General features: G+C 55.4%; 19 protein-coding genes. 10 read left to right on the top strand and 9 right to left on the bottom strand.

All coding sequences use genetic code 11. The features are described from left to right. Positions 1-31: 31 nt before the first annotated feature. Positions 32-532, top strand: coding sequence for a cupin domain-containing protein (locus F8N62_RS27605; protein WP_150713642.1), 501 nt, complete (start codon positions 32-34; stop codon positions 530-532). Between the two features lie 42 nt (positions 533-574). Here the strand turns inward: F8N62_RS27605 and F8N62_RS27610 are convergent, their stop codons facing one another. Beyond that, on the bottom strand, positions 575-1,222 hold the full coding sequence (locus tag F8N62_RS27610) for a DsbA family oxidoreductase (protein ID WP_150713643.1): 648 nt from the start codon (positions 1,220-1,222) through the stop codon (positions 575-577). A gap of 14 nt (positions 1,223-1,236) precedes the next feature. Then, positions 1,237-1,845: a flavodoxin family protein gene (locus F8N62_RS27615; RefSeq protein ID WP_224791425.1), complete on the bottom strand. Its 609-nt coding sequence runs from the start codon at positions 1,843-1,845 to the stop codon at positions 1,237-1,239. A 212-nt stretch (positions 1,846-2,057) separates the two neighbouring features. Between F8N62_RS27615 and F8N62_RS27620 the strand changes: the two genes are divergently transcribed. From F8N62_RS27620 to F8N62_RS27630, 3 genes are all read left to right on the top strand, one after another. Beyond that, positions 2,058-2,294 carry a hypothetical protein gene (locus tag F8N62_RS27620; RefSeq protein ID WP_150713645.1) on the top strand — a complete coding sequence of 79 codons (237 nt, stop codon included), beginning with the start codon at positions 2,058-2,060 and terminating at the stop codon, positions 2,292-2,294. 103 nt (positions 2,295-2,397) lie between these two features. Continuing rightward, positions 2,398-3,093 (top strand): tRNA (adenine(22)-N(1))-methyltransferase, encoded by a 696-nt coding sequence (locus tag F8N62_RS27625; protein WP_318181642.1) that lies wholly within the window; start codon positions 2,398-2,400, stop codon positions 3,091-3,093. Positions 3,094-3,227: 134 nt separating this feature from the next. Further along, entirely contained in the window at positions 3,228-6,143 is a 2,916-nt protein-coding gene (locus tag F8N62_RS27630; protein WP_150713647.1) for an EAL domain-containing protein, read from the top strand. Positions 6,144-6,192: 49 nt separating this feature from the next. On the opposite strand, the gene F8N62_RS27635 is transcribed toward F8N62_RS27630, so the two are convergent. The 4 genes from F8N62_RS27635 to F8N62_RS27650 form a co-directional block, all read right to left on the bottom strand. Continuing rightward, entirely contained in the window at positions 6,193-6,465 is a 273-nt protein-coding gene (locus F8N62_RS27635; protein ID WP_150713648.1) for a hypothetical protein, read from the bottom strand. A gap of 374 nt (positions 6,466-6,839) precedes the next feature. Next, positions 6,840-8,516: a hypothetical protein gene (locus F8N62_RS27640; RefSeq protein WP_150713649.1), complete on the bottom strand. Its 1,677-nt coding sequence runs from the start codon at positions 8,514-8,516 to the stop codon at positions 6,840-6,842. Positions 8,517-8,533: 17 nt separating this feature from the next. Then, the gene (locus F8N62_RS27645; RefSeq protein WP_150713650.1) at positions 8,534-10,444 is read right to left on the bottom strand and encodes a caspase family protein; all 1,911 of its coding nucleotides are present in this window, start codon (positions 10,442-10,444) and stop codon (positions 8,534-8,536) included. After that, positions 10,444-11,058: a hypothetical protein gene (locus F8N62_RS27650; protein ID WP_150713651.1), complete on the bottom strand. Its 615-nt coding sequence runs from the start codon at positions 11,056-11,058 to the stop codon at positions 10,444-10,446. Before F8N62_RS27650 ends, F8N62_RS27645 begins: the two co-directional genes overlap by 1 nt. A gap of 290 nt (positions 11,059-11,348) precedes the next feature. Between F8N62_RS27650 and F8N62_RS31995 the strand changes: the two genes are divergently transcribed. Continuing rightward, a complete protein-coding gene (locus tag F8N62_RS31995) occupies positions 11,349-11,792 on the top strand; it encodes a hypothetical protein (protein WP_224791426.1) in 444 nt (147 codons plus the stop codon). Positions 11,793-11,921: 129 nt separating this feature from the next. After that, a complete protein-coding gene (locus F8N62_RS27660; protein ID WP_150713652.1) occupies positions 11,922-12,230 on the top strand; it encodes a hypothetical protein in 309 nt (102 codons plus the stop codon). A gap of 135 nt (positions 12,231-12,365) precedes the next feature. Here F8N62_RS27660 and F8N62_RS27665 read toward each other — a convergent pair whose 3' ends face one another. Next, the gene (locus tag F8N62_RS27665) at positions 12,366-12,920 is read right to left on the bottom strand and encodes a YdeI/OmpD-associated family protein (protein ID WP_150713653.1); all 555 of its coding nucleotides are present in this window, start codon (positions 12,918-12,920) and stop codon (positions 12,366-12,368) included. A 279-nt stretch (positions 12,921-13,199) separates the two neighbouring features. Here F8N62_RS27665 and F8N62_RS27670 point away from each other — a divergent pair, with 279 nt between their 5' ends. Together F8N62_RS27670 and F8N62_RS27675 are read left to right on the top strand one after the other, a co-directional pair. Beyond that, positions 13,200-14,333, top strand: coding sequence for an aminotransferase class V-fold PLP-dependent enzyme (locus tag F8N62_RS27670; RefSeq protein ID WP_150713654.1), 1,134 nt, complete (start codon positions 13,200-13,202; stop codon positions 14,331-14,333). 199 nt (positions 14,334-14,532) lie between these two features. Beyond that, on the top strand, positions 14,533-14,883 hold the full coding sequence (locus F8N62_RS27675; protein ID WP_150713655.1) for a hypothetical protein: 351 nt from the start codon (positions 14,533-14,535) through the stop codon (positions 14,881-14,883). Between the two features lie 153 nt (positions 14,884-15,036). On the opposite strand, the gene F8N62_RS27680 is transcribed toward F8N62_RS27675, so the two are convergent. Then, entirely contained in the window at positions 15,037-15,855 is an 819-nt protein-coding gene (locus tag F8N62_RS27680; protein WP_150713656.1) for a sugar phosphate isomerase/epimerase family protein, read from the bottom strand. Positions 15,856-15,857: 2 nt separating this feature from the next. After that, positions 15,858-16,913 (bottom strand): Gfo/Idh/MocA family protein, encoded by a 1,056-nt coding sequence (locus F8N62_RS27685; protein WP_150713657.1) that lies wholly within the window; start codon positions 16,911-16,913, stop codon positions 15,858-15,860. 259 nt (positions 16,914-17,172) lie between these two features. On the opposite strand from F8N62_RS27685, the gene F8N62_RS27690 reads away from it, so the two are divergent. Both F8N62_RS27690 and F8N62_RS27695 read left to right on the top strand, forming a co-directional pair. Beyond that, positions 17,173-18,921 carry an FAD-dependent oxidoreductase gene (locus tag F8N62_RS27690; protein WP_150713658.1) on the top strand — a complete coding sequence of 583 codons (1,749 nt, stop codon included), beginning with the start codon at positions 17,173-17,175 and terminating at the stop codon, positions 18,919-18,921. Beyond that, on the top strand, positions 18,905-19,738 hold the full coding sequence (locus F8N62_RS27695; RefSeq protein ID WP_150713659.1) for an aldo/keto reductase: 834 nt from the start codon (positions 18,905-18,907) through the stop codon (positions 19,736-19,738). Before F8N62_RS27690 ends, F8N62_RS27695 begins: the two co-directional genes overlap by 17 nt. Positions 19,739-19,784: the final 46 nt, after the last annotated feature.

A 19,784-nucleotide genomic window follows, 5' to 3' on the forward strand; every position in this document is an offset into this window, starting at 1 on the left:
TCGGCAACCTGATGAGCAGTGAGGAAGGGTGATGATCAAGAACATGATGAAAGTGGGTTGGCTGACAGCCTGTGTTGTTGCAACGGCTGTCTTGCCGTTCGCTCAGGCCCAGCCTTTGCCGCTCGGTAAAACGGGTTCGCTGGCGAATGAAGAGGTGGAGTGGCGCAGCTTTCCAGCGTTCCCGAAAGAAGTGAAACTAGCCGTCCTGGTCGGTGACCCGGGCAAGCCAGCACCCTATGTGGTGCGGGTCAAAGTGCCGAATGGCACGAAGTTGATGCCTCATACACATCCCGAAGACCGTATCTATACGGTGATGTCCGGAGTTTTCTACATCGGTTTCGGTGCTGTGTTTGATCCGGAGAAGCTGATGGCTTACGGTCCCGGCAGCGTGGTGGTCCTTCCGGCCAATACGCCACACTTCCATTGGGCGAAATCAGGCGAGTACATCTCTCAGGTCTACGGCACGGGGCCGCTGGGTCTGGAGTACATCGATAAGCACGATGACCCTCGCAATGCGTCGAAGCACGAATAAAAAAACGGGCGCTGTTGGCGCCCGTTTTTCCGTTTGATGGACTCAAGTGTCAGCAATGATCTGCCGAAGTGCCTGCTCGTAGAAGTCCGCCGGTTGCGCACCGGTGATTAACTGACGGCCGTTGAGCACCACGCCCGGCACCGAGTGAATACCGCGAGTGGTGAACCAGGACTCCCGCTCGCGCACTTCGTCGCCGTACTGCGCTGAAGACAGAACCTCGCGAGCCTGGACGTCAGACAAGCCGACACCGCTTGCGATACTGGCCAGCGTTGCGTGCGAGCTGATGTCCTGGCCCTGTGTGAAGTAAGCCTTGAAGAGGGCATGGGCAAGAGGGCGTTGAACCCCCTCAAGTCCCGCCCAGAACATCAGTCGATGCGCATCGAACGTGTTGTAGAAATGGCTTCTCTTCTCAAAATCAAAGTGAAATCCGACGCGTTGGCCGCCCGCGCGAATACTGACCTGGCTGCGGGCGATGTCCGAAGCGCTGCTGCCATATTTGTGCATGATGTGCTCAACCGCGTTCTGACCGCCGACGGGCATCTGCGGGTTTAACTCAAAAGGTTCAAAGTTGATGTCGACTTTCACTTCATCCCCCAGGCGCAGAATCGCTTGCTCCAGGGCACCCAGACCGATTGCGCACCAAGGGCAGACAATGTCGGAAATAAAGTCGACGCGTATCGGCGTGCTCATGTCGAGACCTCTGGTTATAAAGCGAATTGTTCGGCAATGACGCGACGGCCTTCCACAAGTTCTCGGGTGACCCGTGCTACGCGGGCACCCAGATGTTCAGCCGTCAGGATGTCGGGGTTTTTCGGGGCGGTGTCCGGGCCTTCATCGAAGTTGGACTGGGTGCCGACACCGATGAAGTAACTGTCTCGGTTGAGCATTTCTTCTGTGGTGGCAGAGCTGTTGTGGCCAGGCGGCAGACCGAGGTTGACCCAGTGCATGGCGTGCTGGGCGGCGAAGATACTCAGCTGTTGCAGCGTTGCCAGTTTATCGCCCGAACGCGAGGCTGCGTTGGTAAAGCCGGCAGCCACTTTGTCAGCCCAGACTCCGCCTTTGGCGAACACATGGCGTGAGGTGGCATCCATGAAGGTTTTGAACTGCGCCGACGCACTGCCCATGTAAGTGGGGGAGCCGAAGATGATGGCATCCACCTGCTCAAGCGCTTCCCAGTGTTGGTCGATGTCCTCGACTTGAACCAGCAGGCTCTGGGTGTTTGCGACACTTTCGGCACCGCGCGCCACCGCTCGTGCAACATTGGCGGTGTGTCCGAATCCACTGTGATAAATAACAGCAACTTTTAAGGTCATGTGAGTGCTCAACTGTTTTTTGGAAACTGTTGGCCTCACTATATTTATGTCGTGAGTTCGAATAAATGAACGATCTGCAACAACAGTTGATACTTGGTGTAACTAATCATGGAACGTAACTCACTGTCGCGCCAAATCCGAAGCGTTGAACTAAAAACTGACCGACAAGTCAGGGTATTGAGCAGCGCTTCTGCCCACACGAGGATCCCACCATGCACAACTACACCCTGGAATACCTGTTCAACGGCGAGCCCCGCCGCCAGACGTTCGAATTCGAGCAACCCCGGCTGCCCGTCCATGAAGCGGCGATGCACCTGCTTCAGCTGCATTTTGGCGATGCAGAAAACGGCTTGATCATGCCCAACGCGGACGCGACGCCGGAGGAGATTCTGGAGCAGGCTGAGGTGATGGGGCTGACGCAGATAAAGGTCGTCGTTCAACCCGGTTGATGCGACCGCGCCGGCGCATTACCCTGCCGCCCACATCCCGCGTCATGGGCCGCTCGCACTCATGGCCAAGGCGCCGGGCATTCGTAGTGAAAAGGAACTGCAGTTGAACCAACAGACATTGTCCATGCGCCTTGAACGCGTGGCGGCGCATGTACCCGCCGGTGCGCGCCTGGCCGATATCGGCTCGGACCACGGCTACTTGCCGGTGGCGTTGATGCGCCGTGGCGCCATCGTGGCGGCGGTGGCCGGCGAGGTGGCCTCGACGCCGTTTCGAGCGGCCGAACGCACGGTGCGCGACAACGATCTGGACCAGCGGATCAGCGTGCGCCTGGCCAGCGGTTTGGCGGCGATCGAACCGCAGGACGGGATCACCGCGATCAGCATTTGTGGCATGGGCGGCGAGACGATTCGCGACATCCTCGACAGCGGCAAAGCGCGCCTGAGCGGGCAGGAGCGCCTGATCCTGCAGCCCAACGGCGGTGAACAGCCACTGCGCCAATGGCTGATGGAAAACGGCTACCGCATCCTTTGCGAGGAATTGCTGCGGGAAAACAGCTTCTTCTACGAAATCATCGTCGCCGAGCGCGCCGGTCCGGTGACGTACACCGCCGAGGAGCTGTACTTCGGCCCCCTGCAGATGCAGGCCCGCAGCCCGGCGTTCCTGGTCAAGTGGCAGCGCATCCTGCGCCATAAGCAGCAGACCCTGAGCCATTTCGCGAATGCGCGACAGGCAGTGCCTGAGGAGAAACTGCAAGATGTCGCCCGGCAGGCCCGGTGGATCAGCGAACTGCTCGCTTGAGAGCGATCCGGACTTTGTACTAAACCGAACAAATTTATTGAAAAAATACGCTATAAGCTTTAAACGGGAAGCTCGCTGGCGCATTGCTGGCACCCAGTAGTGTGGATCGCCAGTTTCTGGCTCAGGGAGCGCTGATGAGTTTTCGTCCATTGACGGACTTGCCGCGGCAATCGAACGATTGCGACGTTGTCGCATCTCAGCAAAAAAACCATTCGGATACTGGCGGCATGGCTTACGCCGGCAACGAAGACGCGATCGAACAATTACTGCATTCAGCGCGCCACTGGACCCATTCCACTGCCTGGGTGGTTTACCGCGCCGGTGAACAAATGCATTTGATCGGGCAGGGCGACCCGCAGGTGCACTGGCCATCCAGCGTGGCAAATGCAGACTTCGAAGCCTTTTGCCTGAGCCGGCACCTGCACCGCTGGCCGACCGGTAGCGGCGAGAGTGCGCTCGGTTGGCTACTCGCGCCCATCGAAGACGCTGCGGAACCGGCGCTCGCCGGGTTTGCCCAGCGCTTGGGCGTTCAGGTACAGACCAATACCCTTGCCCGTGCGCAGATTACTCAACGGGTGTTGTATGAAATTACCTACCTGGCCAGCTCGACCCGCGACCGCTCGGTGTTTCTGGAAGGGGCTCACCGGCTGCTGGCGAGCCTGATCGATGCCGAGAACTTCTATCTCGCCCTGTACGACCCGCATACAGGCAAAATCGACTACCCGTATTACGTCGACATCATCGATGTGGATGCCGTGGAGTCCCAGCACTACGAATACCTCGACCTGTCGCACCTGTCGTTGACCGGCCAGGTGCTGACCACTGGCCAGCCGTTGCTGATCGACGCCGCCGGCATTCTCGCGGCGCAGGCCGAGGGCCGTTTCTATTGCGTGGGTGATCGTCCGGAATTCTGGATGGGCGCACCGCTGAAAAACGCCTCGGATGATGTGTTTGGCATGCTAGCCATGCAGGTCTACGACGTTTCCCGCACCTACAGCGCCGAAGACCGCGCGCTGTTTCTGGTGGTCGCCCGCCACGTGGCGATGGCGCTGGACCGGATTCTCCATCGCGAGGACCTGGAAGCGACCGTGATGCGTCGCACCCTGGAGCTGTCGGCGCTCAACGACGCTTTGCGCCAGGAAGTGGCCGAGCGAAAGCGCGCCGAACATCTGCAGAGCGCACTGTTCCAGATTGCAGAGCTGTCGAGCCAGCCGGGAGATATGGCCGAGCTGTTTCAGACCTTGCATGGCATCGTCGGTGATCTGCTGTTTGCGCATAACTTCTACATTGCGCTGTTCGACGACGCGACCGGTGAAGTGACCTTTCCCTATTACGTCGATGAGCGCCAGACAACTTGCCCGGTGGCGCGGCGTGGGCGTCGGGGCCTTACCGAGTACGTGATCCGTCAGCGTCGACCTTGCCTGATCGACGTCGACGAGGCTGAACGATTGTCTGCGCACGGCGAAATCGAACTGGCCGACGAGTACGTCCGATCCCACTCGTGGCTGGGCATTCCCTTGTTCGATGGCGACGTGGTGCGTGGCGTGCTGGCGGTGCAAAGCTACACCTCACAGGTGCGCTACACCCCGCGTGATCAGGAATTGCTGACGTTCGTGTCGCGGCACATCGACACCGCGTTGTCGCGGCGCACGGCGGCCGAAGCCATTCACGCCGCCAACCTCAAGCTCGAAGCCCGGGTGCAGAACCGCACCCGCGAACTCGACCACGCCAATGCCAAGTTGCAACACGAAAACTCCCACGATGCGCTGACCGGGCTGCCGAATCGCACCTACTTGCAGCAACGCCTCAATCTGGCCTGGTCGCGGTTCGGCAGTGAAGGCGGGCACCTGGCCGTGATGTTCATTGACCTTGACCGTTTCAAGATGGTCAACGACAGCCTCGGCCACCATTTTGGCGACCTGCTGTTGATGCAGGCCGCCCACCGTTTGCGCGGTTGTCTGCGCGACACCGATATGCTGGCGCGCCTGGGCGGCGATGAGTTTTCGGTGCTCGCGCCCGAGGCGCCGCTGGAAGTGGTCATCGACATCGCCGAACGCATTCTACTGGCGTTCGACCTGCCGTTTTTGATCAATGGCTATGAGGTTTTTTCGTCCTGCAGTATCGGAATCGTCAGCGCCGACAGTCAGTTCCATCACGAGCCCGCCGACTTGCTGCGCGATGCCGATGCGGCGATGTACCGGGTCAAAAGTGCCGGGCGCGACAGCTACGCGGTGTTCAATCAGGAAGTGCGCCGGGAAGTCTCGGATCAGGTCGAGCGTGAAGGGGCGTTGCGCAACGCGCTCAAACGCACCGACGAACTGCTGCCGTATTTCCAGCCGATTGTCAGCGTCGACACCGGCGAGCTAATGGCCCTCGAAGCGCTGATCCGCTGGCATCAGCCGGGCGGCCGGGTGATTGCCCCGGGCGAGTTTTTGCCGGACGTCGAGGGTCTGCGCCTGATCGGTCGGCTGGATTTGTACATGCTGACCAGCATCGCCGTGATCCTCGCGCAGCCCGAACACGCCAATTGGCCGCCGATTCACGTCAATTGCTCCAGCTACAGCATGACGCGTCCGGATTTCGCCAGTGATGTACTCGCGCTGCTGGAACGACACGGAGTCGCGCCGTCGCGCATTTGCCTGGAATTGACCGAAGGCGCGCTGGTGGCCGAGCCGGCAATTGCCCGGCTGACCATGCAGCAACTGGCCGACAACGGCATGTCGGTGGTGCTCGATGACTTCGGCGCCGGGTTTTCATCCCTGAGCTACGTGCATCAGTACCGCTTCAGCGGCCTGAAAATCGACAAGTCGTTCATCCTCGAACTGACCACCAGTGCCCGCAGCCGCGCGATCGTCCGGGCGATTGTGCGCATGGCCGAATCGCTGGACCTGAGCGTGGTGGCCGAAGGTGTCGAGGATGAAGCGACGCTGGTGCTGCTGCGAGAAATGGGCGCGGGGCAGGCCCAGGGGTATTTTTTTGCGAAGCCGATGGGGCTGGAGGCGTTGTTGGCGAGTTCGTTGATGGGGGGTAGGGGGCTTCTATTTCCCTAAAGCCCTTCGTATCAAGTCAAATACGGGCGCCTTTAGCGCCCGCTTTAATTTATGCCTTAGCTTGCACCCGCAAACGTCGGCCAATCACATCCATCAAGTCACAGCCGTCGCGCAACGGGATGGCCAGCAACTGAGAAAAGTCCTTCAGCACCACCGTGTCGCAACCAAGCTCGGCGCGGAAGGCGATGTTTTCCAGTACTTGCGTGACCGTGCGAATTCGGTAGTCCGCTGCGGTTTGCAGTACTTCGAGCGGTGCTTCGGTGTCGATGAGCAAGGAAGCCGGAATCAGGTCGATTCCGGTGAGGGGCATATATCTAGTCATTTGAAGATCTCAGTTTGATTGGCTCAAAGGCCGTTACTCAGTCTTCTCTGTGGTCAGGTCGCCAAACCTGAATCGCCATTTTGGGCGACGGAGCGGACTATAAGCTGCATCGGAACGGCGGGCAAGGTGAGGGATTCCGAGGTTTGTGTAGGAATTTTTATGGTGGTCCTAGGACCGTTATATCTGTTTCGCGGGCGACTGCTATCGGCCAAAAGCAGTCGTTCGAAGTACGTGATATAGGGGGGGGCAACGTGAATTTCGAAGTTATAAAACGTAAGTTTATAACGAGGAACACTGCACTATTCTAGAGTTTGACTTCATTCCTCTGGCTGATTTACGCCAGCCACCACTGACAATAATTCATAAAATCGAAATCATAGATCTTTATAACTAGGACTAAGTGCCGTTAGGAGGGAGTCATAATTAAATAGAAAGGCAGAGCCGTTTCTTTTCCAGAATCTAGAATTATCAACAATTAACTGTGTAAGTGCCTCTAGCTTTTTATCCATTTCCCCACTAAGTCCTGCCGCCCAAGACCCAGGAATTTTTCCGATGGTCTCTTCAACTACGTGGCCTAACGTGAACCGACGTGTTTCTGGATTAGACTGGGCATCGCACGCCGAGTCCAAAAACAAGCCGAGAGGACGACCTTCTGCATTCAACCCATAGGCTAGTCCTGCAAAATCCTGCAGTGAAAGATAACTGATTCTGTCCATCTGAATTGGTAAGCTGCCGTACTTCCCCGTGAGCCGGTCTACTAGATCAGTATCTATGTACTCCGAAATATACTTTCCACCAAAAACATAATGATCACCAAACGTCACTACTAGCAATCGATAGTTACAGCCAACAAAATCCTTTATTTTTGATAAGCCATCAGCGACAGACTGACCTTGGTGAATTGCTTTGATATAGCTTGACTCCAGAAGACCTTTCAGCAATTTTGCATCAGCGGTACATTTCATTAAATCCGTAGGTTCAATTGCCTTGCACTCAATCAAAGTAACGCGATCCTCCTCTCTAACTATAAAATCGACCAGCTTACCTTTTAAGCCTTGACCTGTCAAAATCGTGCTCAATTCACTCTCAGCGATTACTTTATCAAAATTCATTCCATTAAGAATCTCCCCTACCCTTAACTCCATATCATTCCCGAATTTATCTTTGAATGCAGGAAATTCTTTTTTTAAAATGGCGGGAGCCAAAGCACATAATGCAGTTATGCAGAATTTTGAGTTAAAAGCCACAAGACAACCTTCCTCCAACAAGAACGGAATATATTTGAATGGAGTTTCTTGGAAATACTCACTTTCGTATATGCCTCCTAAATCATGGAGCTCCATAAAACTTGGAATGGCGCCAGCTTCACAGCTAGCGAGTCGTATGAAAGCTAAAATATGAGCATTAGGTATTCCTGGGGAAAGATAGAACAGGATTTCAGATATTGGCATTTTTACAACACCACCTTGTTGCTTATCTAGCCGAGTAACGATGAACATTGCTATCTTCAGGTAGCTATCTAGACTTAACCCAAAAAACCTAACAAACAATTCGTCATAATAATTATCTGAGCGACTTAGTATAGCCCCCTGAACAATCAGTTCACGCATACCACTTGTAGTGGTTTTCTGATATAACAACTGGGATAAAATCATAGCCCTTAATTTCAATTCCAAGCTTCCGACTTCCAAGGCCGCTGCAGCACTTTGCAAATGAAAAATTTCGTTAGCAATCCTGTGGAATTCTGTTGTACTAATCTCTTTGTTACCAGCCTCCCCCAATACAGCCATTTTCAGCATAAACATGATAATCCAGGGCATTTTCCCTGCTTCGGGCGTGCCGTCTACTACCCTCATACCTAAATATTCAAGTGAATGATTTAGCACGGACTCGTGTGTATAGCGAGCCAACTGTTCTTTTATAGAACTGATACCAATTAAATATTTGTTAGAATTCATACGTTTCTCAACTACAGTTAGCAGTGCCGAATCTTTGTACAAGCTCACTTGTGTATTGAGCCCCAAACAAAATAATAGTGAAATTTTTTCCACTTAAGTATCTATTAAATTTAATCTAATGCCGTGCCCACAAACAAAAACCAAGGGATTTTATTCGGAAACAAGAACGCTGAACAAAGCGCACCGATCTTAACTTCCGGAAGTTTTAGCGATACATCCAAAGCTAACTGAGGCAAACATGATGTACGCCATCTAGATACCAAATCCTTCACTTCCCAAACACCATGCCCTATCTGGAAGACGTGATTGAGGCCGTTTTCGATGCAAGGTAGAGAAAATTGTGTATGATCATTCGGTATAAACACATGGAGGTGCGAGTGATCTAAAAGTTCGAGATTGTAGTTAATCAAATTTTGTAGAGAAAGCACCTCACCCATTAATAAAACGAACGCTAAGGATTCAGACGGATGGCTACTGGACTCCCTTTGTGTTTCTAGATCATTACATGCTCGCGCACGCAGATAGCCTAATACATTGCTAGGCGGTAGATCCGCCCTCGCAAGCGCACCGTCATTTTCTATAAGGGCGTTATAAAGCGAGCTAATTATCTGCTCGCAAATTTCAGTATCTCCATTCTCATTTGCAGTGAGCAGAAACGCTGCCAAGAACGGTGTTTCAGACTCAGACATTCCTGTTGCGGAAGCCGCGTAATGATCAGAAATGTATTGACTAAACTTAACACCAAGCTCTTTAATCTCAGCGATTTCCAGGCTATATTGTTTTGCGATGTATAGCGCTGCGCCTATCCAGCCTAATATTCTTGTTATTCTCTGAGGCAGATAAAATAAATCAGGTATGCCGTGTCGACAGAGGCTCTTAGGATTTGTTTCCAGGGCTGCCAATACGCTTACCAATACGTCGTGCAGCTCAACAAAAAGATCTTTCGCAAGATTACGTACGCAGACTGCCGAAGTTAAATCACGTGGCACTGATGGAAGAAGAAGCGATATGCACGTTGCCGTAAACTCAATATGAGCAAAGGAGTTCGCCTGTTTTCTAACTGAATCCTCCAATGAGCGCCAGACACTCTCGATAAAAGTTGCCGCAGCACCAGGTATCTTTTCAAGGTGTTCCATGCTCTGGAACATTTTCTCATACAGCTTTTCAGGAGTGAGCTCCGATGCAGGAGCGAACATCAGGCCTAGGAGCTCCGAGGATCTGTTCCCAATCACCACACCAGCGGCTGATGTAGGCGATATCCCAGTAATTTGTAAAAGCGAATTAGGTGTTCTATCGACTGCATGAGGATTACCGAATACTGGCATAGGACCATATAGGTTCATACCCCAGACCGATGGGAGCTGCTTTCCAGCGCTGGTGACTGCTACGTATTGAGCAGCTGCTCGTCCAATGTCCAAGAGGTCTAAAAATGGAGCTCTTGATCCTGTATCAATTTCACCACGTAAAATCCGCAATATCGCATTTGTTCCCCATCCGCCAGCGTTATCTTCCGAAGCCGCTTGATCAGAAGCAGAGGAAACAAAAATTGATACGCCGCAACTTCTTGCCTTTCCAATTACCTCCGGCTTGAGGAGCGTTCCCATGTCAGAAATCATACCGCCAGCTTCGCAAGCATCAATAATCAAGTTGCAATGCGCGGCTTTTATTTCGTTGATAAACTCGAATAAATGACTAAGCGCCAACCCTGTCGTTGACATCCTATCGTTGCGCGTATCACACAAACAAAGATAATACGTTCCGTTAACGACCCCGCCATGACCTGCAAAAAATATCGTTAAACTTTCTATTTCCTCGAAACGATCCTGCAAATTTTCTAGAGTTGCCCTAATGTCATTTAACGAGGGAGAGAGCACTAGAAGTGAGTGTTCTGGCTTTATACAACTCAATGTACTTGCGGTCAGCTCTGAATGGATTTTTTTTGCGTCAACTTCCGCTCCCGTAAGCTTGCCAAGACTCAGATATTCGTTGCAACCGATGCTAAGTAGAACTCGCTTCGACATTATTGCGGCTCCTTAACGAACTTGGCCTTTCGCGCCGCTTCTTTCTCAAGGGCTTCGGCAGACTTCCTCTCTTTTATCTCGGCAATTTTATCTCCGAACTCGATTGAATTCATAGTTTCGTCACGCTTAAACGCTTCTATTACTGCGGTTCCTGCATGTATTTCAGGCATCGATACGTTTCCATTTCGATCAACGCCAAACTCAATTTTTTCAAGCATTTCGACGAACGCTCTCGCAGGCTCCTTGCCCCCATTGACCACATTCCCATACTTGTCGCAAGTGTCTGAAACTGTGGCGTACAAACTCCTTATAAACGTCTCTGCCATCTCGTTTGATAGTTCATTAAGCGTATTTTCTAAAACTTCAAAGCGCCGCAGCATTATGTCTTCAAATTGAATGTTCATTTGATGGTGGTGGCGTTCCAGCTCCGATATCTGGTCAGGATCAAAGCTTTGATGAGATTGCCATGATCTGCCATGAAGGAATCGTTGGACATTTCTAGGATCAACATACGCATGTTGCGATTTTCGCAATTGCTTTATGACTTCTTGGCCAAACTCCTGCATAACCAGGCCTGCCTCGGAGTCAAACGGAAAAGGATGCTGATCCATCATAATTGCTGTCCTTTATGGATTGCGATTTCAGTGGGCGAAACAAAAACTACCGATGAGATTAGCGCTTGCTGGAAGGAATAACCACCAGGGCGGAATCTCTACTCAGGCTGCCGAAATAAAAAAACGGGGGCGCGTCATTAGTCCAACGCCTGTCTAACCTCAAATCGCATTAGCGGCAACTATTGGTCAGCAGTGGCCTCTGCAGCATCCAGTAGCTGCGTCATAAGACAAGGAAAAGGGGACGGATTTATTTTTCCGGAACCAAATGTCGCTACTGGTCGGTAGCTGCCTTGGGCGAAGGGCTGCTTCTGGCCGTTCTCTGCCGGTCATCATTCCCATGTGCGCTGCTCAAGTCCGATGCAAATGACTCGTCAGTGCTGATGCAGTTGGGGGCAATTCCGTGCAACCCCAAACCGCTTTTTACTGCCCGCTCATCTGCTCAGTCGCACACTGTTCACCTGCCGACTTCAAACTATTACGGCCCAGCAAAGCTGGACCTCATGGGTGAGGTGGGTATGTCTTCCGATTCGAGTTTTCAAGACCAAACACAAGGTTCTGTTCCATCCAAACCTGAGCCAGGTTCAGATGAGCCGACGCTGGATCCAGACGATCCGAATAAATACGATCCGTTAACAAAACCCAGCGATGATCGTTCAGAAGACTGGAAAGAGCCTGGTGAGAGGACTACACCAGAGGCAGATGAAATAACACCGCTATCAGACGATATGCGATAGGAGAGAAAGCCCGGCCAGCAAGCCGGTTTTTTTTGTGTTCGCCGTCTGTCCAATGGTAGGCACTTGCAGCGCACGACCGCTTCTCATGATTAAGCACGCAAATCCCGCGCATTAGATCGGAGAGCCACCATGGAGATTGACGAGAACGCACCCGGCAATAAATCGCAGCAACGCGAAACACGCACCACGGACAACGAAGCTGGCCATGACCCGAGCGGGAACCAGTACGAAGTTCCGTTACCGACCGACGATGAAGCCCCTGTCGATGCAGATATGGCTGATGTGGATGCTACTAATTCGGTATCGAGTGAGCATCCAAAAGCGGGTACGAACAGCCACGTCGATAACCCAGACAACGACCCACAGATGAACGAGCAGGACGAAAACGATAAGGAGGCTCGCGGGATGCCTGCGAGTGACCCTGAATCAGGTGCCTGAATGAGTTCGGATGATTTCCGATGCCCGCTCAACGCGGGTAGCCCTCGGGGAGGCCTGCATTCATAACAATCAAGCTAAAAGGCCACTTAGTCGGTGCCGGTGAACGAGCCGCACGATTTGGACCTAATGCCCCATTTAAGAGTTATCCGCCTCGGGCGCACGGAAGGCCTTACTGTAGTAACCGGACGGGTCGAAACAGCAAACGTGCTTCTTGCCGGAGGCGAGCATGTCGCAGGCATCACTGATTCGTTTTGCACGGGTCTTGAGTTGCTTGGCTGAAGTCATCCAGTGAATCCAGTCTACTCGTGCGAGGGTCGTCGTACTGTTCCAGACTTTACGAGCCTCAGGAGTGGCTTGCAGTGCCTCCTGAAAATCTGCCGGGATGTCAGGCTCGGGTTCCTTTTTCACAGAGGCTAGCTCCAGCGTAACGATGTCCCCAACCGCCGCGCCTGCGGCTTCGAGTAACTCTCTGCTGACCCGCAGCCAATGGCTCAGCTGACCATCCGGCTCAAGGGTTGCCTGGAAGTGGTGCGCATTGATTGTGCCTTCAACTGTCGTCCTCCCTCGCCTCGGAAGCTGTTCACTTGCGTCTCCTGGCAGTACCAGAAACGCCCACGACGTATCATTACCAGGCTTAGCCGGACGGAGAAGCTTTGCTTCGAATCGGGATTTCACGTTGATTGTTGTCATTGCAACTTCTCCAACCAATACGCCTGATGATTCAACTACGGGAAAGATTCAGTGCAGAGGGTCGACGCTACCTATTAGCCACTTGTCTGTCCAGCGGCTGCTATTGGCCGGCTGCTACTCTTCGTAACTGGTCGTTCTCCAGCAGCCACCTGCTAGCATTGCTACGCCCGGTAATCGACCTGATAACAGAAGTCGCAATCCAGTCTCGCGCAATCTTGTCATTTGCCAAGGCTTAGGGCAGGGTCGATACCACTGACATCTCTGCCAAAGGAGTCACCCATGTCAAAGCTATATCCCAGTATCGATCCCGAGGGGCTGGTCGAGTATTCAGTGGTCTACACCGACCGCTCGCTCAACCACATGTCGCAGTCATTTCAAGGCGTGATGAAGAACATTTCCAAGACCCTGAAACAGGTCTACAACGCCCAGGCTGTTGCGGTGGTTCCGGGCAGCGGCACCTTTGGCATGGAAGCGGTGGCGCGACAGTTTGCCACCGACCAGCAATGCCTGGTGATACGCAACGGCTGGTTCAGTTATCGCTGGAGCCAGATCCTTGAGATGGGCAACATTCCGGCGGCCACCACGGTGCTGAAAGCCCGACCGGTCGACACGGGTCGCCAGGCTGCCTACGCTCCACCTCCTCTGGACGAAGTGCTGGCAGCCATTCAGGCGCAGAAGCCGCAGATTGTCTTCGCCCCCCACGTTGAAACCTCATCAGGGATTATCCTGCCCGACGAGTACCTGCGGGCAGTCGGCGACGCCGTGCATGCGGTGGGTGGCCTGTTCGTGCTGGACTGCATCGCCTCGGGCACGCTGTGGGTTGATATGCACAAATGCGCAGTCGACCTGCTGATCAGCGCGCCGCAGAAGGGCTGGAGCGCTTCCCCTTGCTGCGCCCTGGTGATGCTCAGTTCTTTGGCCCTCGAGCGCATCGAACAGACGCAGAGCAGCAGCTTCGCCTGCGACCTGAAAAAGTGGCTGCAGATCATGCAGGCCTACGAGCAGGGCGGACATGCCTACCATGCGACCATGCCCAGCGATTCCCTCGCGCGGTTTAACGAAGTGATGAAAGAGACGCAAGCCTACGGTTTCGACAAGGTTCGCGGCGAACAACAGGCCCTGGGCGATCGGGTGCGCGCCATGTTGACCGGCAAAGGTTTCAAAAGCGTGGCCGCTGTGGGCTTTCAGGCCCCTGGCGTAGTGGTGAGCTACACCGATGATGCCGACATCAAGAGCGGTAAGAAATTTGCCAGCCACGGCCTGCAGATCGCCGCCGGAGTGCCGTTGCAATGCGACGAGCCGGCCGACTTCCAGACCTTCCGCATCGGTCTGTTCGGCCTGGAAAAGCTGCACAATATCGAGCGCACGGTCAGCACCCTTGAGCAGGCACTGGACGAGGTGATGGATAACTAAGCCCTTGTCGTGCCGAGGGTAGGGCGACGCTATCGGGCAAGAAGTCATATTGACTATTATGGTGTCATTATGACCAATATTGTATTGGGTCATAATGACTATTTAGCTTCATAAGTATTTGATATTAAGCATTAAAAAATATTGGCCCGTTTTGTGTATTGGTTAGCGAACTTAATGCCAACCTCAAAGGGACAATGTCATGACTCGTTCAATCGCGCTCGGTTTTACCCTGTGTGCACTGCTGTCTCCGCTATGCCAGGCAGACCAGATAATCCGTGAAGTCCCCGACACAACCGCTGGCAAGGGTTTCGGCGCCTTGACCGGAATGATGGTTGGCGCGGCAGGCGGCCCGATTGGTGCACTCGTCGGCGCAGCGGGCGGTTTTTTCGCCGGCAGTGCGGTGCAGACAGGCATTGGCAAGTCTGAAACCGCTTATGAAGTGAAAAACGCGCATGGCGAAATCAGTACGGTGCGCTCACCCAATGCGACTTTTGAAGTCGGGCAACAGGTTACGCGCCAAGGTGTGCGACTGGTGGCATCTGAGGAGTAAGGAGCAGAAACAGTTTCATCTGATTAATTGAACTCCTTTTTATCATCGGACCGACCCCGCGCAGCTGCTGCAAGCGAACGGCCGTTGGCTCACTTGCCACGCGCGCCAACGGTCATTGGGGTCCCATGTTCAAAGTGAAAAGCTTCGCGGGGCTTAAGTCAGCCGCGCGAGTAATTCAAGGGTTTTACTCAGTGCCATCTGTGCCCGGTCCAGCCCACTCACGCCCTGTTTCAGCAGTTGCGCGGTGGGAATCTCCAGACTCAAAGGAATGTTAGCCGGCAGACACCGCAACAGCCCTGGCAGATCACATTCGCCATCGCCTGGAAAACGCCGTTCATTACGCGCCTGCCGTAAGATCTCGGCCATGTCTGCAGGCCTGGGACCCGCTACGTCACACAACTGCGCATACCGTAACCGCGAGGGGGAAACCCTGGCCAGATCTTCCAGCCGTGACCCAGAGCGATCGAAGTGAAACGCGTCGACCAGCACTGCTGCGTTTTCACGTCCGGCCTTTTCAACGATGCGCACGGCTTGCTGCAGATCACGCGCGTCGGTCCAGGGCATGAACTCCAAGTGCGGATGCAGCCCGTAAGGCGCCGACAGATCACATAGCCGGGCAAAGTTTTCTGTCAGCCGCTCCTCGTCAGGATCGTTACCCGCCACCAGTAGCTCACTGGCACCGAATTCAGCTCCCACTGCCAGCACCCGCTCGAAATCACCCACAACGGTGTCCGGTTTAAGCCGCAGGATTTCAACATCCAGGACACGAATGCCGGTATCGCGCAGACGTGCCAGGGTCTGGCGTCGGAGATCGTCATCGGTCACCAACGCAAAATGGTGTTCCTCTGGCGTTGCCGGCACCAGGCGCAAGCCGACATGACTGTAACCGGCCCGCGCCGCAACCTCGACCATGTCTGGCGGTGACAACTCCAACACAGTCAGACTGGCAAGGGAAAAAATCCGTTCACTCATGGTCAATCCTCGATCAAGGCGGGTGCGCAGGCGCGCCCGGTTTCAGCGGCTTGGCGAATGGCTTCGACCAGCGCCAGGGTGCGGGCTGCATCGGCGGCGCAGACCAGCGGTTGAACCTCTCCACGCGCAACGCGCACGAAGTGTTGCAACTGCAAGCGCAGCGCTTGATCGTTACTGCAAGGCTCGTCAGTCGGCACCAAGGGTTGATGCCATCCACCGTCCGCTTGCGTGTAGTGCCAGCGTTTGAGCTGCGGGATGCTCAGCGCCCCCGCAGTGCCCGCCAGCAAATAGCACGGTTGGTCGGCCTGGCGTGGATAGACCGGGTTCTCCCCGGAGCCCAGCTCCCAGCTCCAGGGTGCCGCCACCGCATCGGACCCGGTCAGACTGCCCAGCGCACCGTTGTCGAATTGCAGCACCACGGCGACGCAATCCTCGTTGGCAAACCCACGCACGGCGTTACTGGTGATGGCCTGCACCTGGCGAACTTCGCCGCACAGATGCCTGAGCAAATCGAGATCATGGATCAGGTTTGTCAACAACATGCCCGCACCGGGCTCGCGGCGCCAGGCGGTCTCGAAGTAACTATCGGGTTTGCGCAGTTGCCAGAGCGCGGTCACGGTGCTCAACCGGCCCAACGCGCCGCTGTGCACAAGTTCATGGGCGCGCACGATCAAGGGGTTGTGGCGTCGATGATGGCCGACCAACACCGCAACGCCGCTCGACTTCGAGGCAGTCACCAGCTCACGAACCTCATCCAGGTGCACGCCCACCGGCTTTTCCAGCAACACCGGGACGCCGGCAGCCAGACAATCGAGCGCGGTGCTGACGTGCAGCGCATTCGGGTTGGCGATGATGACGGCCGCAGGCTTTGCCTGCTCCAGCATCTGACGATGATCGGCGAAATATTGCACCCCCCACTCCTTCGCGAGACCCGGCGCTTGCGGGCCGGGGTCGGCCACCGCACACAAGGTCGCCTCAGTCAGGGTTTTGAGATGCTGGTAATGCTGCTGGCCCATGGTGCCAGCACCGATAAGGGCTATTCGAAGGGGCAAACTCATGCAGCGGTCCTCTTGTGATTATTGTTTGAAGTTGAATTCCAACAATTTAGAACCTGATTCCAGTTTCTGACACAAGCGTGCTTTGAAAGTGTTCGAACAGCGCACAACTTTGTAGGCTCTTCGCGAGCAAGCCCGGACTCACAAAGGATTTTGGCTGTCCGATAACCGCCCATTTTACGCACCGGCGACTTGCCGCTTCATTCCGGCTTGCTATATTTTTCGGAATCAAATTCCAAAATCACAAGAACCGGAGCTAATCATGCCTGCCGTACCGAACTGCCTCCCCGACATCGACTGCGATGTGCTGATTGTCGGCTCCGGTGCGGCCGGCCTTGCAACAGCCGTAACGGCGGCATGGCATGGCCTGAAAGTGATAGTGGTGGAAAAAGATTCGGTTCTGGGCGGCGCCACCGCCTGGTCCGGTGGCTGGGCGTGGGTGCCGTGTAATCCTCTGGCCCGACGGGCCGGCATCGTTGAAGACGTTGAAGAACCGCGCACTTACTTGAAACACGAACTGGGCGATCAGTACGACCCGCCGATGATCGATGCCTTCCTTGAGGCCGCACCGCGCATGGTGGCGTTCTTCGAACAGCACACCTCGCTGCAATTCGCCGACGGCAACGCGATTGCCGACATTCATGGCGACACGCCGGGCGCCGGTACCGGCGGGCGTTCGGTGATCGCCGCGCCCTATGACGCGCGCAAGGTCGGCAAGCTGCTCAAGCGTCTGCGCAAAACTATGCGCGAAACAGCCTTCATGGGCATGCCGATCATGGCGGGCGCAGACCTTACCGCGTTTCTCAACCTGACCCGCTCGTGGTCGGCGGCCTGGCACGTTACACGGCGATTCACTCGCCATTTGCTCGACCTCGCCGTGCATGGTCGGGCGATGCAATTGGTCAATGGCGTGGCGCTGGTAGCGCGCCTGGCGAAATCCGCTGACGATCTTGGCGTGCTGCTGTGGGAGTCGGCACCGGTGACCGAGTTGTTGCGCGAGAACAATCAGGTCCAAGGCGCGGTGGTTCGCACCGCCAAAGGTTCGATTCGCATCAAGGCTCGCAGGGCCGTGGTGCTCGCGGCCGGCGGTTTCGCCAATGACATCGAACGGCGCAAGGCCCTGTTCCCCCGCACACCGACCGGACACGAACATTTGGCACTGCCGCCCCTCGGCGTGTCTGGCGATGGCCTGCGGCTGGGTGAGAGCGCCGGCGCCCGAGTCGACACCCACCAGGTATCGCCTGTGGCCTGGGCTCCGGTTTCACGAGTGCCACACCGCGATGGCAGTAGCGGCCACTTTCCGCACATCATCGAGCGCGGCAAGCCGGGGATCATTGGCGTGCTGAGCAACGGTCAGCGCTTCGTCAACGAAGCCAACGGCTACTACGACTATGTGACGGCCATGGTCGCCTGCTCCCCGCCCGGCGAAGCAGTGGCCTCGTGGCTTATCTGCACTCATGCTTTTCAGCGACGTTACGGTCTGGGTATTTCTCGGCCGTTTCCGGTACCGCTGTCATCCTTTATCCGCAGCGGTTATCTGAAAAGCGGCAAGTCGCTGGAGGAATTGGCACAGGCTTGCGGCATTGATCCAGTTGGCTTGAGCACCACCATGGCGGACTACAACCGCCACGCGCGCGATGGTCAGGACCCGCAGTTCGGCCGAGGCTCAACGCCCTACAACCGCAAGCAGGGTGATGCGCTACAGCAACCCAACCCCTGCGTCGCGCCGATCGAACAAGGGCCGTTCTATGCCGTGAAAGTCGAACCGGGTTGTTTCGGCACCTTTGCCGGGCTGAAGGTCAATCAACACGCACAAGTCCTCGACGACTCGGGTCAGGCCATCACCGGCCTGTATGCGGCGGGAGGCGACATGGCCAGCATCATGGGCGGCCATTACCCAGCGGGTGGCATCAACCTGGGGCCAGCGCTGACGTTTGGCTACATCGCCGCGCGCCATATCGCCGGCATCACTGCTTATGAAAAGGAGATCGATCATGACGCACATCGTTAATGCTCAGGGTTTGAACATGCCCAAGCTCGGCCTCGGTACCTGGCCGATGCTCGGTGAAGCGTGCACACGAGCCGTGGAGCAGGCCCTCGCGCTAGGTTATCGACACATCGATACCGCTGCGGCCTACAACAATGAGGACGCTGTCGGTCAGGCCCTGGTGAACAGCCCGACACCCCGCGAACACGTCCATGTCACCAGCAAAGTCTGGTGGGACCAGCTGCAACCCGACGCCATGCGCCATTCCATGGACCGCAGCCTCAAGGCTTTACACAGCGATTACGTCGACCTCTTCATGATCCATTGGCCCAGCACCGATTGGGACTTGCCGAGTACGATCGAAACCCTGGTGTCCTTAAAGGAGCAGGGGCTGGCGCGCAATATCGGCGTGGCGAATTTCCCGCTGCCCCTGCTGCGCACGGTAGTCGAGGAACTGGGCACGCCGCTGTCAGCCATTCAGGTCGAGTACCACGTGCTACTCGGCCAAAACGCACTGCTGGACTACGCCCGTCAACACGATCTGGCACTGACGGCCTATTCGCCGCTGGCACGCAACAAGGTGTCGGATGTTCCGGTTATCCAGCACATCGCCGCCAAACACGGGGTACTGCCGACCCAGGTCGCACTTAAATGGTTGTTGGATCAATCGAACGTGGCGGCTATCCCCAAGGCCAGCAGCGAGGCCAACCAACGGGCCAATCTGGCAGCGCTCTCCGTCAACCTGGATGATCAGGATCGCGCGCTGATCGCCGGCCTGTCCAAACGCGAGCGTCAAGTCAGTCCGGACTTTGCGCCGGTGTGGGACGCGTTCGATCGATAACCGCGAAAGAGCCACTCTGCAGGGGGGCGGCCATAAAACGCTCCCT

Source organism: Pseudomonas fluorescens (genome assembly GCF_902497785.1).
In the GTDB taxonomy this organism is placed as follows: domain Bacteria; phylum Pseudomonadota; class Gammaproteobacteria; order Pseudomonadales; family Pseudomonadaceae; genus Aquipseudomonas; species Aquipseudomonas fluorescens_BO.

Excerpts from the sequence above, each read along its gene's own strand:
- F8N62_RS27605 (WP_150713642.1), top strand. The coding sequence starts at position 32 with ATGATCAAGAACATGATGAAAGTGGGTTGGCTGACAGCCTGTGTTGTT.
- F8N62_RS27610 (WP_150713643.1), bottom strand. The coding sequence starts at position 1,222 with ATGAGCACGCCGATACGCGTCGACTTTATTTCCGACATTGTCTGCCCT.
- F8N62_RS27615 (WP_224791425.1), bottom strand. The coding sequence starts at position 1,845 with ATGACCTTAAAAGTTGCTGTTATTTATCACAGTGGATTCGGACACACC.
- F8N62_RS27620 (WP_150713645.1), top strand. The coding sequence starts at position 2,058 with ATGCACAACTACACCCTGGAATACCTGTTCAACGGCGAGCCCCGCCGC.
- F8N62_RS27630 (WP_150713647.1), top strand. The coding sequence starts at position 3,228 with ATGAGTTTTCGTCCATTGACGGACTTGCCGCGGCAATCGAACGATTGC.
- F8N62_RS27635 (WP_150713648.1), bottom strand. The coding sequence starts at position 6,465 with ATGACTAGATATATGCCCCTCACCGGAATCGACCTGATTCCGGCTTCC.
- F8N62_RS27645 (WP_150713650.1), bottom strand. The coding sequence starts at position 10,444 with ATGTCGAAGCGAGTTCTACTTAGCATCGGTTGCAACGAATATCTGAGT.
- F8N62_RS27650 (WP_150713651.1), bottom strand. The coding sequence starts at position 11,058 with ATGATGGATCAGCATCCTTTTCCGTTTGACTCCGAGGCAGGCCTGGTT.
- F8N62_RS27660 (WP_150713652.1), top strand. The coding sequence starts at position 11,922 with ATGGAGATTGACGAGAACGCACCCGGCAATAAATCGCAGCAACGCGAA.
- F8N62_RS27665 (WP_150713653.1), bottom strand. The coding sequence starts at position 12,920 with ATGACAACAATCAACGTGAAATCCCGATTCGAAGCAAAGCTTCTCCGT.
- F8N62_RS27670 (WP_150713654.1), top strand. The coding sequence starts at position 13,200 with ATGTCAAAGCTATATCCCAGTATCGATCCCGAGGGGCTGGTCGAGTAT.
- F8N62_RS27675 (WP_150713655.1), top strand. The coding sequence starts at position 14,533 with ATGACTCGTTCAATCGCGCTCGGTTTTACCCTGTGTGCACTGCTGTCT.
- F8N62_RS27680 (WP_150713656.1), bottom strand. The coding sequence starts at position 15,855 with ATGAGTGAACGGATTTTTTCCCTTGCCAGTCTGACTGTGTTGGAGTTG.
- F8N62_RS27685 (WP_150713657.1), bottom strand. The coding sequence starts at position 16,913 with ATGAGTTTGCCCCTTCGAATAGCCCTTATCGGTGCTGGCACCATGGGC.
- F8N62_RS27690 (WP_150713658.1), top strand. The coding sequence starts at position 17,173 with ATGCCTGCCGTACCGAACTGCCTCCCCGACATCGACTGCGATGTGCTG.
- F8N62_RS27695 (WP_150713659.1), top strand. The coding sequence starts at position 18,905 with ATGACGCACATCGTTAATGCTCAGGGTTTGAACATGCCCAAGCTCGGC.